At 71.7% G+C, this 13305-nt stretch carries 14 protein-coding genes; 7 read left to right on the forward strand and 7 right to left on the reverse strand.

Annotation, left to right across the window (positions count from 1 at the left end; genetic code table 11):
- Positions 1-32: 32 nt before the first annotated feature.
- Positions 33-1445, forward strand: a complete 1413-nt coding sequence (locus tag ACYVLT_RS14475; RefSeq protein WP_461120687.1) for a GH1 family beta-glucosidase — start codon at positions 33-35, stop codon at positions 1443-1445.
- A 56-nt stretch (positions 1446-1501) separates the two neighbouring features.
- On the opposite strand, the gene ACYVLT_RS14480 is transcribed toward ACYVLT_RS14475, so the two are convergent.
- Complete coding sequence (locus ACYVLT_RS14480; protein ID WP_461120688.1) at positions 1502-3637, reverse strand: discoidin domain-containing protein; 2136 nt, start codon at positions 3635-3637, stop codon at positions 1502-1504.
- Between the two features lie 185 nt (positions 3638-3822).
- Between ACYVLT_RS14480 and ACYVLT_RS14485 the strand changes: the two genes are divergently transcribed.
- On the forward strand, positions 3823-4737 hold the full coding sequence (locus tag ACYVLT_RS14485) for a DUF1996 domain-containing protein (RefSeq protein ID WP_461120689.1): 915 nt from the start codon (positions 3823-3825) through the stop codon (positions 4735-4737).
- Positions 4734-5261, forward strand: a complete 528-nt coding sequence (locus ACYVLT_RS14490; protein ID WP_461120690.1) for a DUF305 domain-containing protein — start codon at positions 4734-4736, stop codon at positions 5259-5261. The genes ACYVLT_RS14485 and ACYVLT_RS14490 overlap by 4 nt, the downstream gene beginning before the upstream one ends.
- 15 nt (positions 5262-5276) lie before the next feature.
- Here the strand turns inward: ACYVLT_RS14490 and ACYVLT_RS14495 are convergent, their stop codons facing one another.
- Positions 5277-5414, reverse strand: coding sequence for a hypothetical protein (locus ACYVLT_RS14495; protein ID WP_461120691.1), 138 nt, complete (start codon positions 5412-5414; stop codon positions 5277-5279).
- Between the two features lie 75 nt (positions 5415-5489).
- On the opposite strand from ACYVLT_RS14495, the gene ACYVLT_RS14500 reads away from it, so the two are divergent.
- The 3 genes from ACYVLT_RS14500 to ACYVLT_RS14510 all read left to right on the forward strand — a co-directional run bounded on the left by ACYVLT_RS14500 (position 5490) and on the right by ACYVLT_RS14510 (position 7478).
- A complete protein-coding gene (locus ACYVLT_RS14500; protein ID WP_461120692.1) occupies positions 5490-6242 on the forward strand; it encodes a DUF427 domain-containing protein in 753 nt (250 codons plus the stop codon).
- A 152-nt stretch (positions 6243-6394) separates the two neighbouring features.
- Positions 6395-6937 carry a uracil-DNA glycosylase gene (locus ACYVLT_RS14505; protein ID WP_461120693.1) on the forward strand — a complete coding sequence of 181 codons (543 nt, stop codon included), beginning with the start codon at positions 6395-6397 and terminating at the stop codon, positions 6935-6937.
- 67 nt (positions 6938-7004) lie between these two features.
- Positions 7005-7478, forward strand: a complete 474-nt coding sequence (locus tag ACYVLT_RS14510) for a TspO/MBR family protein (RefSeq protein ID WP_461120694.1) — start codon at positions 7005-7007, stop codon at positions 7476-7478.
- 3 nt (positions 7479-7481) lie between these two features.
- On the opposite strand, the gene ACYVLT_RS14515 is transcribed toward ACYVLT_RS14510, so the two are convergent.
- Genes ACYVLT_RS14515 through ACYVLT_RS14525 form a run of 3 tightly spaced genes read right to left on the reverse strand, consistent with a single transcriptional unit; the run spans position 7482 to position 10557 of the window.
- Complete coding sequence (locus tag ACYVLT_RS14515) at positions 7482-8441, reverse strand: helix-turn-helix transcriptional regulator (protein ID WP_461120695.1); 960 nt, start codon at positions 8439-8441, stop codon at positions 7482-7484.
- A 38-nt stretch (positions 8442-8479) separates the two neighbouring features.
- Entirely contained in the window at positions 8480-9508 is a 1029-nt protein-coding gene (gene ligD, locus ACYVLT_RS14520; RefSeq protein WP_461120696.1) for a non-homologous end-joining DNA ligase, read from the reverse strand.
- Positions 9505-10557, reverse strand: coding sequence for an ATP-dependent DNA ligase (locus ACYVLT_RS14525; protein ID WP_461120697.1), 1053 nt, complete (start codon positions 10555-10557; stop codon positions 9505-9507). The genes ligD and ACYVLT_RS14525 overlap by 4 nt, the downstream gene beginning before the upstream one ends.
- Positions 10558-10671: 114 nt before the next feature.
- Between ACYVLT_RS14525 and ACYVLT_RS14530 the strand changes: the two genes are divergently transcribed.
- Entirely contained in the window at positions 10672-11175 is a 504-nt protein-coding gene (locus tag ACYVLT_RS14530; protein ID WP_461120698.1) for a DinB family protein, read from the forward strand.
- 13 nt (positions 11176-11188) lie between these two features.
- Here ACYVLT_RS14530 and ACYVLT_RS14535 read toward each other — a convergent pair whose 3' ends face one another.
- Positions 11189-11656, reverse strand: a complete 468-nt coding sequence (locus ACYVLT_RS14535) for a cupin domain-containing protein (RefSeq protein ID WP_461120699.1) — start codon at positions 11654-11656, stop codon at positions 11189-11191.
- Entirely contained in the window at positions 11653-13176 is a 1524-nt protein-coding gene (locus ACYVLT_RS14540; protein ID WP_461120700.1) for a diguanylate cyclase domain-containing protein, read from the reverse strand. The genes ACYVLT_RS14535 and ACYVLT_RS14540 overlap by 4 nt, the downstream gene beginning before the upstream one ends.
- Between the last annotated feature and the right edge of the window lie 129 nt (positions 13177-13305).

The raw sequence follows: 13305 nt of genomic DNA on the forward strand, positions 1-13305 counted from the left end.
ACGGGTTCCGACCTCCAGAGGAGTTTCCCCAAGTGGAGAGTTACACCGACACCACGGCGCCGACCGTCGGGCTCGACCCCGCGATCGACACCCTGCCCGCCTCGTTCCGCTGGGGCGTGGCGACCTCCGCGTACCAGATCGAGGGCGCCCACGACGAGGACGGTCGCGGACCGTCCATCTGGGACACGTACTGCCGGACGCCCGGCATGGTGCACAACGGCGACAACGGTGACGTGGCGTGCGACCACTACCACCGGATGCCCGAGGACGTCGCGCTGATCGGCTCCCTCGGCGTGGACACCTACCGCTTCTCCGTCGCCTGGCCGCGCGTGCAGCCGGGCGGCAAGGGCCCGGTCAACGCGCCCGGCATGGCGTTCTACGACCGGTTGGTGGACGAGCTGCTCGGCCAGGGCGTCACCCCGTGGGTCACGCTCTACCACTGGGACCTGCCGCAGGAGCTGGAGGACGCGGGCGGCTGGCCGGTGCGCGACACCGCCTACCGGTTCGCCGACTACTCGATGCTCGTGTTCGAGGCCCTGTCCGACCGGGTGCGCCACTGGACCACGCTCAACGAGCCGTGGTGCTCGGCGATGCTCGGCTACTACGAGGGCCGCCAGGCGCCCGGCAGGCAGGACTTCGAGGCGGCCATCCACTCCGTGCACCACCTGCTGCTCGGCCACGGCCTGGCCACGCGGCGGATGCGCGAGGCGGCCACCGTGCCCATGGAGTTCGGCATCACGCTGAACATGAGCCACGCCAGCCCCGCCACCGACAGCCCGGCCGACCACGACGCGGCCCGCCGGGCGGACGGCCTGTCCCGGCGGATCTACCTCGACCCGCTGGTGCGCGGCCACTACCCGGCCGACGTGGTGGCCGACCTGGCGGCGCGCGGGGTGGAGATCCCCGAGGAGCCGGGCGACCTGGAGATCATCAAGCAGCCCATCGACGTGCTGGGCGTGAACTACTACTCCAGCTCGAAGTTCTCCGGCGTGGACGAGGCGGGCAACACCGAGGACGCCGACGGCGTGCCGGTGTGCCGGGAGGTCCGCTACGGCCGCCCGGTGACCGCCATGGACTGGGAGATCGTGCCCGAGGGCTTCACCAACCTGCTGGTGCAGATCGGCGAGGACTACCCGGGCGTGCCGATGGTCATCACGGAGAACGGCGCGGCGTTCGACGACAAGGCCGACGAGGGCGGGTTCGTCCGCGACGACGACCGCACCGCCTACCTGGACTCGCACATCGCGGCGGTGGCCAAGGCTCGCACGGCCGGCGCCGACGTGCGCGGGTACTTCGCGTGGTCCCTGATGGACAACTTCGAGTGGTCCTACGGCTACGACAAGCGGTTCGGCCTGGTGCACGTCGACTACGACACGCAGGTCCGCACCCTGAAGAGCAGCGCGTTGTGGTACCGGGACACGATTCGCCGCGTCCGCGGCAGCTGACGCAACCACGGAAGGGCCGGGGGGACGTGCTCCCCCCGGCCCTTCCGTCGCGCCCGTCAGCGCCGGTAGACGCCGAACTCGTAGAGCGAGTAACCCCACCCGGTGCCGCGCTGGGTGGCGTGCAGCCGCACGTACCGGGCGGTCGCGGTGACGTCGATCGAGTCGACGCCGCCGTTGCCGGTCGTGGTCCCGTACGCGGAACGCCAGCTGTTGCCGTCGTCGGACACCTGGATCTCGTACGCCCGGCCGTACGCGCCCTCCCACACCAGCTGCACGTGCTGGAACGTGGTCACCGCGCCGAGGTCGACCCGCAACCACTGCGGGTCGGACCAGTCGGTGGCCCAGCGGGTGCCCGCGTTGCCGTCGACGGCGTTGGCGGGCGGGAACGGCGCGCCGTCGCCCACCTGCTGGTAGGAGGACGCCGCGGTCGGCTTGCCCCGGGCCACGTTCACGCCCGCCGGCTGCGGCGCGACCACCCGCACCGACTTGGTCTCGATGCCGATGTTGCCGCGGCCGTCCTCGGCCATCACGTACACCTTCCACACGCCGAGCCGGTCGGGTGCGGTGACCGTGAGCCGGTTGCCGCTGACCTGGACGGGCGTGAAGCCCAAGCCGCCGCTGTTGTCGACGTACTTGCTGTTGAACGCCGCCGACCAGGTGATCGGGTCGCCGTTGGGGTCGCTCGCGGCCACGTCGACGTCCAGCCGCGCGCCCGCCGGGATGCTGGTCGGCAGGTTCATGCCGGTGATCACCGGCGGGGTGTTGGCGGGCGTCGCGCCACCGAACGCCCGCTGCACCGCGTAGAACGACAGCCGCTTCTTGCCCGCCGGGGTCAGGTTGAACCACACCGCGCCGAAGTCGTACTCCGTGCCGTAGTGGAACAACGTGCCGCCGAACGACACCCCGGTGTGACCGGTGATGCAGTTCCACGCCTGCGTGTAGCCGTCCCGCTTCTGCACGTCCGTCGGTTCGCTCGGCACGCCGTTGACGTCGTCGGGCACCTCCCACTCACCGGCCGGGCCGGCCTCGGTGAGGATGTAGGGCTTGGTGTACCCGCCGTCGACCCAGTCCTGCCGGACCCGGCACACGTTGCCGTAGGAGTTCACCGAGTACAGGTCGAGGTCGGGCGCGTGGGCCTTGAGGTAGACCCAGGCGCCGGTCCACGCGTCGGTGTTGGTGACCGGGTGGTTGGTGTCGATGGCGTGGATCGCCCGCGCGGCCTCGTTGACGTACTTGGCGTACGCGACGCGCTGGTCCTCCAGCACCGCGCCCGAGTAGCAGTTCTGCAAGCCCAGGATGGACTCGTTGCCGACGTTCCACATGAGCACGCCGGGGTGGTCCTTGTAGGTGGTCACCCACTGCCGGATGGTGTTGAGCATGTCGTTCTTGTAGGTGGCGTCGGTGACGTAGTCGACGCAGCCGCCCGAACCGGGGCCGCCGCCGGGCTGCAACCAGAAGCCGTTCATCACCCGGAGGCCGTTGGCCGCCGCCGCGTCCAGCAGCGGTCGCGTCGAACCGTCGGTGCCCCAGGTGCGCAGGGTGTTGACGCCCATGGACTTCAGCTCCGGCATGTACCGGGCCGCGTCGGCCGCCGGCGGGCCCCAGGTGAGTCCCTTCACCGTCCACGGCCGACCGTCCACCACGAGCTGCCAGTTGCCCTGGGAACCGGTGACGTGCACGCCCGTGCCGGGCGCGGGGGTGTCGCCCTGGGTGCCGTAGACGCGGAACTCCCACAACGAGTAGCCGTAGCCGTTGGCGCGCTGCGTGCCGTGTACGCGGACGTACCGGCCGGAGCCGGTGACGTCGAAGCCCTGCCTGCCGCCGGTGCCGGCCGCCGTGGTGTGGACGGTGGTCCAGGCGTTGCCGTCGGCGGAGACCTGGAGCTGGAACGAGGTGGCGTACGCGGCCTCCCAGTCGAGCTCGACGCGGCTGAGGGTCGAGGTGGCGCCGAGGTCCACCCGCAGCCACTGCGGGTCGCTCCACGCGCTGGCCCAGCGGGTGCCCGCGTCGCCGTCGACGGCCGCCGACGCGGGGGTGCCCGCGCCCTCGGTCGAGGACGCCGTGGCGGGCTTGCCCCGGGAGAGCAGCACGGGTGCGGCGCTCGCCGTGCCCGGGACCACGGTGAGTCCGATGAGCAGGGCGAACCCCAGGACGGTGGCGGACACCACTCTGGCGGATCGGAGGCGGTACATGGCGTCTCCAGCGGGATTGTCGGGTCGAGGTGCGGGAGAGCGCTCTCTCAACCCGCTCGCAGTGTTGCGAACCAATCACGGATCTGTCAACGAGATGCCCCCTTGACACCCGGGTGGACGAGCGGGCAACCTCAGCCGGGAGAGCGCTCTCCCAGCCACGTTCCCACGTCGGCAGGAGGACAAAGGTGTCCCGAAAACTTCGCGCGCCCGCCGCTATCGCCGCGGCCGGCCTACTCGCGACCGTCCTGGCGGTCGCCACCCAACCGGCCCAGGCCGATGAGCTGGTCACGCACCACGAGTTCCAGGCCAACTGCTCGGTCACGGTGCACCGGCCGGACGACCCGATCGTGTTCCCGGGGTTGCCGGGCGCGTCCCACATGCACACGTTCCTGGGCAACAACTCCGTCAACGCGAGCAGCACCAACGCCTCCCTGAAGGCCGGGCAGACCAACTGCCGGACCCCGGACGACAAGTCGGCGTACTGGTTCCCCTCGCTCTACAACGGCGACCAGCTCGTCGTGCCCGACTTCCCGCAGGTCGTCTACTACAAGTCCGGCATCCTGAAGTACCAGGAGGTCCGGTCGTTCCCGGCCGGGATCCGGTTCGTGGTGGGCAGCCCCACCGCGACGCGGGACCAGTTCCGCACCGCGCCGGGCGCGGTGGAGGGCTGGGAGTGCGGCAACAGCGCCCACAACTGGGACTTCCCGTCCTGGTGCCCGCCGGGCAGCCGGCTCAACGTCCGGTACCAGGCACCGAGCTGCTGGAACGGGCGCGACCTCGACTCGGCCGACCACAGGTCGCACATGGCCTACCCGGACCGGGCGAGCCTGGTGTGCCCGGCCACGCACCCGGTGCCCGTGCCGATGCTGGAGTTCAAGATCGCGTTCCCGGTCTCGGGCGACATGTCGCGGGTGCGCCTGGCCGGCGGGCGCGGGTACACCTGGCACTACGACTTCATGAACGCGTGGGACGGTCCCACGTTGCAGGCGTTGGTCAGCCACTGCGTCAACGGCGGCCTCCAGTGCGACCCGCGGGGGTACGACCAGTACAAGCCGCACCGGGGCGCCGCCCTCGGGCCGGACTACCGGTTGCCGCGGTGAGGATCCTCCCGGCCACCCCGGGGCGCCTCCGGGTGCTCTGGGGTGCCACCCTGCTCGCGCTGGCCGCCTGCACCCAGGCCCCGGCGCCCGAACCGCCGTCGGCGTCGCCGTTCAACACCACGGACACCGCGTGGATCCAGTTGATGATCCCGATGAACGAGCAGCTGCTGCCCGCCCTGGACCTCGCACCGCCGCCGCTGGCGCCGTTCGCGGCGGAGCTGAGGGCGTCGCACGAGCAGGAGTTGGCTCAGCTCAAGCGGTTGCGCGACCGCGCCGGGCTGTCGGACGACAACGTGCACGCCGGCCACCAGATGCCCGGCCTGGTGTCGGAGGTGGACCTCGCGGCCCTGCGCCTGGACCCGTCCGGCCTGTCCGCGAAGCTGCGCGAGCACCTGGAGCAGGGCGCGTTGCTGTCGCGCGGCGAGCAGGACAGCGGCGCGGACCGGGAGACCCGCGACCTGGCCGCGTCGATCGGCACGGCCCGTGCCGCGCAGACGTCACGACTCGGGGCGGTGTCGCCTTAGCCGCGCACGACCGGATCAGGCCGAGGGCAGCCCTTCCGGCGCGAGCCCGGCCAGGGACTCCGCCGCGAGGCAGGGGTCCTCGCCGCCGCCGACCACCGACAGCTCCAGCACCGGCAGGTCGTCCGCGTCCTCGGCCGGTGGCGTGTGCCGCAAGCCCGGTTCGCGTTGGGCAACACCGGAGAAATGCGCGACTCCCGGCCCGACGGACTCGGGCGTAGCGTCGTGACCATGAGTGCTGCGGAACGTGGACGGGTGCGGGTGGAGACCGGGACCAAGCGGGTTCGGGCCTACCTGGCGGGCGAACTGGTCGTGGACACCACGCGGCCGGCGTTGGTGTGGGAGAAGCCGTACTACCCGACCTACTACTTCCCGGCGGAGGACGTCCGGGCGACCTTGGTGGCCACCGGCGAGGTGAAGCGCTCGCCCAGTCGGGGCAACGGCCAGGTGTTCGACGTGAAGACCGGCGCCGCCACCGCGGCGGGCGCGGGGCTGCGCTACCCGGACTCGCCGCTGGAGCCGTTGCGGGACCTGGTCCGGTTGGACTGGGACGCGATGGACGAGTGGTTCGAGGAGGACGAGCCGGTCTACGTGCACCCGCGCGACCCGTACACCAGGGTCGACGCGTTGCCCAGCAGCAGGCACATCCGGGTGGAGGTGGGCGGCGTCGAGGTGGCGAACTCGCACCACCCGGTGATCCTGTTCGAGACCGGTCTCCCGGCCCGCTACTACCTGCCGATGACCGACGTCCGGATGGACCTGCTGCGGCCCACCGACCTGCGCACGAGCTGCCCGTACAAGGGCACCGCCGAGTACTGGTCGGTCGTCGTCGGCGACGAGACGCACGAGAACGTCGTCTGGGGCTACCGGACGCCGCTGCCGGAGAGCAGGCAGGTCACCGGCCTGGTGGCGTTCTACAACGAGAAGGTCGACACCTACGTCGACGGGGTCCTCGAAGAGCGGCCCCGCACCCACGTCCGTTAGCCTCCGTGTCGACGCGGTGCGACCGCGCGGTCACCGCTGCCGCCCGTACGGCGGATGGCCGGGCCTGATCACTCCGGGGACGCTTGCCAACCATGAACGTCTTCCCCTCCACCCCGAGGGCACACCGGAACCCCGTGGTCGTCGCTCGGAAGATGGCTCTGCTCAAAGCGCCGCACGTGGCGAAGTTGACGGAGTTCGCCCAGCGCGTCGCCACCGAGCGCAAGGCCGACGTGCCGCTGTTCGACCCGGCGAGCGGCGGCGTGAACTCGAAGGTCCTCCTGCTGCTGGAGTCACCCGGGCCCGCCTCGGCGGGCTCGGGCCTGAACTCCCTCGACAACGACGACCCGACCGCCGCGAACGTGTTCGCCGCGATGGCCGAGGCCGGGCTGTCGCGGCAGGTGTGCCTGAGCTGGAACGTGGTGCCCTGGTACCTGTCCAACCGCGAGCCGACGCCCGCGGAGCTGCGCGCGGCGGTGCCGTACCTGGTGGAGCTGCTCCGGATGCTGACCGCGCTCAAGGCGGTCGTGGTGCTCGGCAGGCCGGCGGGCACCGGCTGGACGCTGTCCGGCCGCGGCCACAAGCTGAAGGTGTTCAACGCACCCCACCCGTCCCCGCTGTCGGTCAACCGCGACCGGGCGGCCCGGTGGCCGCAGCTCGTGGACGCCTTCCGGCAGGCGGCGAAGGCGGTCGAGTGAGCAAGCCGCCGTCGGGTGCCGCGTGAACCGTCATGCGGACCCCGCCGAGCCTTCCTAGGCTGGGCGCATGGCTCATGTGGCGGTGCGACGACCTTTGGCCGGACTCGCGGTGTTCGCCGCCGCCGTGGCCGCGACCGCGGTGATCGGCTCGCTGGCCGCCGTCTCCTCCGCGGCCGAGTACGAGCAGTTGCGCACACCGTCGTGGGCGCCGCCGTCCTGGCTGTTCGGCCCGGTGTGGACGACGCTGTACGTGATGATCGCGCTGTCCGGCTGGCTGTTCTGGAAGCGGCACGGCGCGAGCCGGGAACTGGTCCTGTTCGCCGTCCAGCTGGTCCTCAACGCGGCGTGGACGCCGCTGTTCTTCGCCGCCGGCTGGTACGGCGCGGCCTTGGTCGACATCATCGCGCTGCTGGTCTCGATCATCGCCCTGGTCGTGGTGTTCGGCCGCAAGCACCGGGTCGCCGCGCTGCTGCTCGTGCCCTACCTGGCGTGGGTGGGCTTCGCGACCGCGCTGAACGCGAGCATCGTCGGCCTGAACTGATCGTCAACCCGAACCGACCGCGCGCCCGATCCGACCGTGCAGCTCGCGCAGGTGCGCCACCAGCTCGGGCGGCTCGTGCACCTCGAACTCGCAGCCCAGTTGCAGCAGGTGGAACGCCAGGTACTCGATCGTGTCGCCGAGGTCGCTCACCCGGCAGGTCCGCTCGTCCACGACCTCGACCGTCATGCCGGGGAACCGGGTGCGCACGTCACGGGCGGGCAGCCGGACCGTCGCCACCGCCGTGTAGGTCGGCGCCCGGCTGAGCATGTGCTCCGCCAGGTAGGTCGCCGGGTCGTCGGCGGGCAGCGCCCGCGGCGGGAACCGCGCACCGGTGGGCGTCAACGCGGTCATCCGGTCGACCCGGAAGAACCGCCAGTCGTCGCGTTCCGGGTCGAACGCCACCAGGTACCACCGCCGGCCCGACGGCACCAGGTGCAGCGGCTCGACGTGCCGCCTGCTCTCCGCACCGTCCGCGGCCGAGTAGCGGAACCGCAGCCGTTCCCGGTTCGCGATGGCGGACGCCAGCGTGGTCAGGTGCTCGGGGTCCACGGTCACCCCGTCCGCGCCGAGCACCACCGGCACGGTCGCCGCGCCCAACGCGGCCACCCGTCGCCGCAGCCTCGACGGGAGCACCTGCTCCAGCTTCGCCATGGCCCGCACGGACGCCTCCTCGATGCCCGCCACGGTCTGCCGCGCCGCCGTGCGCAAGCCGACCGCGATCGCCACGGCCTCCTCGTCGTCGAGCAGCAACGGCGGCATGGCCGTGCCCGCGACCAGCCGGTACCCGCCGTCGGCGCCCATCGTCGCCTCGACGGGGTAACCCAGCTCCCGCAGCCGGTCGACGTCGCGGCGGATCGTGCGCGGGCTGACTTCGAGCCGTCGCGCCAACTCGCTGCCCGGCCACTCGCGCGGCATCTGGAGCAGGGACAACAGGGAGAGCAGCCGGCCCGCGGTGTCGGTCACGCCGACCAGCATGACCGACGTCCAGGACGGTTCGTGACCTACTCGCCCGGCTCGACCCGCTCGACCTGCTGGACCTGCTGGACCTGCTCGACCTGCTGGACCTGCTTGGCCCGGCTGGGCGCCACGCGCGGCGGTTCGTTGGGCATCTTCGGGTAGACCGGCGGCCACGGCGCGTCCATCAGCCCGGCCGCCATGTCCCGCTCCGACAGCTCCAGCAGCGGCAGCAACGACTGCGGCTCGTCCACCATCGCCTCCCACGGGTCACCGCGACCCGGCACGGTGGCGATGGTGAGCTCGTCGGGGTCCACGGTGGCCAGCTCGTCCCAGGCGACCGGCGTCGACACCTGCGCGCCCACGCGCGGTCGGACGCACCACGCCCCGAACACCGTCTTGTGCGGGGCGTTCTGGTTGAAATCCACGAACACGCGCGCGCCGCGCTCCTCCTTCCACCACTGAGCGGTGATCAGCTCCGGGTGCCTGCGCTCCAGCTCGCGCGCCAACGCCACCGCCGCCGCACGCACCTGGTAACCGTCCCACCTCGGTTGCAACGCCACGTACACGTGCAGCCCGCGCGAGCCGGTCGTCTTCACGTAGGCCCGGATGCCCAGCTCGTCCAACAGCCCGTGCACGAGCACCGCCGCCTCCCGCACCTGCGGGAACCCCACACCCGGCGAAGGGTCGAGGTCGATCCGCAGCTCGTCGGTGACCTCGGGCGCGGACGCCCGGACCGGCCACACGTGGAAGCCGAGGCACCCCAGGTTCACCGCCCACAGCACGTGCCGGATGTCGGCGGCGACCAGCGCCTCGCTGGTCGTGCCGTTCGGCGTGGACACCACGGTCGTGCGCAACCACTCCGGCGGCGACTTCGGCACCCGCTTCTGGAAGAACGACTTGCCGCCCGCGCCCTCCGGGTACCGCTCCATCAGCAGCGGCCGGTCGCGCATCGTGCGCAGCAACGGCCCGGCGACCGCCGCGTAGTACCGCGCCAGGTCGAGCTTGGTCTCGCCCCGCCTGCTGAAGAACACCTTGTCCGGGCTGGTGATCGGCACGCCCTCGACCTCGATCACGGGCTGAACACGTCCCTCAGCTCCGCCGGCGCGACCTCTTCGAGCTGCGCGTACGTGCACGACTCCGGGGTGCGGTCCGGTCGGAAGCGCACCAGCCTGCTCGTGTGCCGGAACCGCCGCGACTGGAGGTGCTCGTACCGCACCTCGGCGACCAGCTCCGGCCGCACCGGCTCCCAGGACAGCGTCTTGGTCGGCGCCCACCGGCTCTGCGCGCCCGGCGTCGTCGCGTCCATCCCGGCCCACGCCGCCCACGGGTGCCCAGCCAGCGCGTCCTCCCGGTACGGCGCCAGCTCCTCCAGCAGCTCACGGCGGCGCGCGGCGGTGAAGCTGCTGGCCACGCCCACGTGGTGCAGCACGCCCGCGTCGTCGAACAGGCCGAGCAGCAGCGAACCGACGCCCTCGCCGTCCTTGTGCGGTCGGAACCCGGCCACCACGCAGTCGGCGGTGCGCTCGTGCTTGACCTTCCACATGACCCGCTTGTCCTGCTCGTACGGCAGGTCGGTGCGCTTGGCCACCACCCCGTCGAACCCCGCGCCCTCGAACCGGGTGAACCAGTCCTCGGCCCGGTCCGGGTCGTCGGTCGCGGGCGTCAGGTACAGGCCGGGCACGTCGCCGAGCACGTCCGCCAGCAGCCGGCGGCGTTCGCCGAAGGGCGTCGCGGTGAGGTCCCGGTCGTCGAGCGCGAGCAGGTCGAACGCGACGAACCCGGCGGGCGTGTCGACGGCGAGCTTGCGCACCCGTGACGCGGCCGGGTGCAGCCGCAGCTGCAACAGGTCGAAGCTCAACCCCTCCGGCGTGACGATGACGATCTCGCCGTCGACCACGCACCGGGGCGGCAGCCCGGCCAGCAGCACGTCGACCACCTCGGGGAAGTACCTGGTCAACGGCCGGTCGTTGCGTGAGCCGAGCTCCAGCTCGGAGCCGTCGCGGAACACGACGCACCGGAACCCGTCCCACTTCGGCTCGTAGACGAGCCCTGGCTCGCGCGGCACCGAGTGCACGGCCTTGGCGAGCATCGGCCGCACGGGTGGCATCACGGGGAGGTCCACGCCGCCGAGCGTAAGTCCAGCCGGACGTGTTCACCGCAGATCCGAATAGAGGACGGGAGTTGTCCGCAATCGTTCGTAGCGTGGGCAGCACACCGAACGGAAGGCAGAAACACGATGAGCACCACGGCGATCGCCTCGACCGAAGTCACCGACCTGCTGGCCGCCCTGGCCAAGCACCGCGGGTTCCTCCGCTTCACCGTGCGCGGGCTCGGCGACGAGCAGGCCAGGCTGACGCCGACCGCCAGCGAGCTCTCCCTCGGCGGCCTCATCAAGCACGTCCGCACCGTCGAGGAGGCGTGGATGCGGTTCGCGGTCGGCGGCGCCGAGTTGATGGAGAGCGAGCAGTCCGACTGGGTGAACGGTTTCCGGATGCTGCCGGACGAGACCCTGGAGGGCCTGCTCGCCGCCTACGCGGAGACCGCCGAGAAGACCGACCGGCTGCTCCAGGAGCTGGACCTGGACACCTCCTACCCGCTGCCGGAGGCGCCGTGGTTCGAGGCGGGCCTCCGCTGGAGCGTCCGGCGGGTCGTGCTGCACCTCATCGCCGAGACCTCCCAGCACGCGGGCCACGCCGACATCCTGCGGGAGAGCATCGACGGCCAGAAGACGATGGGCTGACCGGCGCCCGGTCCTAGAGGCGGCAGAGCCGGCGCACGGCGTCGGCGTGCGAGGGGTAGCGCGGGGCGAGGGTGTCGGCCGCACCGAAGGTGACCACGTCATCGGTGTAGGGCGGCACCACCACCGTGCCGACCAGCGACCACGCGCCGTCCGGCTCACTGGCCTGCCACACCCCCGCGGGCACCACGACCTGCGGCCGCTGACCGGCCGCGAGGTCCGGACCGAGCACCGGCGTGGTCACCTCGCCGTCCGGGTGCAGCAGCAGCATCCGCAACGGCGCGCCGCAGTGGTATGAGTAGATCTCCACGTGGTCCAGCTTGTGCACGCCGGAGAACTCGCCCGCGCGCAGCAGGTAGTAGATCGCGGACACCTCGGGCGACCGCCACGACTGCCCGAACCACCCGCCCTCCACCGGCAGCTCGGCCAGTCCCAGCGCCGCGATGGCCTCGTCCGCGTCCACGACGACCCCCGTCCCCTTCACGACAACTCGGCTTCCACCGAACCGTGCACCACGACCATGCCCTTGCCCAGCCGCTTCGCCGTGTACATCGCCGCGTCGGCCGTGCCGAGCAGGTCGTCGGCGGTCAACGACGGGTCGAACGCGTCGCGGTGCGAGATCCCGATCGACGCCCGGATCACGTGCGAGCCGTTCTCGGTCCGGTGCGGTTCGTCCAGCGCCCGCAGCACCCGCCTGCCGATCTCCTCCGGCGGCTGCGGGTAGCCGTCGACCAGCACGCCGAACTCGTCACCGCCCAGGCGGGCCACCACGTCCTGGGACCGCACGCACCCCTGCAACCGCGACGCCACGATCCGCAGCACCGCGTCGCCCTCGGCGTGGCCGAAGTTGTCGTTGACGTCCTTGAACCCGTCCACGTCGATGAACAGCACCACCACCGGCGAGGGGCCGGCCAGCGCCGCGTCCAGCCGTTCCCGGAACAGCGCCCGGTTCGGCACCCCGGTCAACGGGTCGTGGTAGGCCTGGTGCCGCAGTCGCTCCCGGCTCTCCCGCAGCTGGTCGAGCAGCCGGACGTTGTCGATCAGCGTCAGCAGTTGCCGTGCGATCACCAGGAGCACCACGCCGAGCCCGACGTAGATCTCCAACGGGTTGAGCCGCACCCCGGTCGCCGTGCCGACCACGATGAACAGGCCCGTGACGAGCATCGGCAGGTACGGCACCAGCAGGTGCAGCAGCTCGCCCGCGCGCAGCCGCGCCGCGCCGGCCCGCTCCCGCCCGCCGCCGCCCGGCGCGATCGAGCTGAGGTAGAACAGCGCCGGGCAGACCATGAAACCGATGTCGGCGGCCGTGGGGATGGCGGTGGCGCCGTTGCTGACCATGTACGCGAACACCCAGCCGGACGACGACTGCGCCAGGCCCGCCAGCGCGATGAACAGCACCGGCAGCTGCCGCACCGAGCGGTGCGTCCACGACGACACCAGCAGCACGACCAGCATCACCAGGTAGGCCGCCGGGTGCGCCACGACGGTCGCGAACCCCGGACCGGAGGTGGCCCACGCGCGGACCATCGACTCCAGCAGCGACACCCACGTGAGCACGAACAGCGAGCCGACCACGATCAGCCCGTCCAGCGCGACCACGAGCTTGCTGCGGTGGCCCGGCAACTTGCCCGACCCGCCGTGCGCCAGCACCAGGATCGCGCACAGCGTGAGCCCGGGCACGAGCATGAAGCCCAGCGGCGCCAGCGTGGACGAGGGCAGCGACACCCCGAGGAACACCTGGCCCCAGATCCACGCGGCCAGGCCGACGACCAGGCTCGCCATCGCCGCGGCCATCCACAGCCGCCAGCGCCGCGCCACACCCTGCCGCCGCCGTGCCGCCCGCCAGTACGACACCATCGCGGCGGCCGAGGCGAGCAGTTGGGTGAACTTGTCGATGGCCACCGACGTGGGTCGGTCGAGCACGCCCGAGACGACGAGGAAGACGATGCCGAAGACCAGAGCGCAGACCGCACCGGAGACGATGCCGAACCGCCTCAGGGTCATGGCACCCCGCTCATGCCGCCACTGGGAGTCGATCAGTTGACCGAGCCACTGTAATGACCTCGTGACGCTGTGTCGATCGCGGGGTGTCTGTTCGTCACCGTGCGCGTGTCATCCGGAGCGGTCGTCGTG

It is taken from the genome of Saccharothrix stipae (assembly GCF_054781895.1).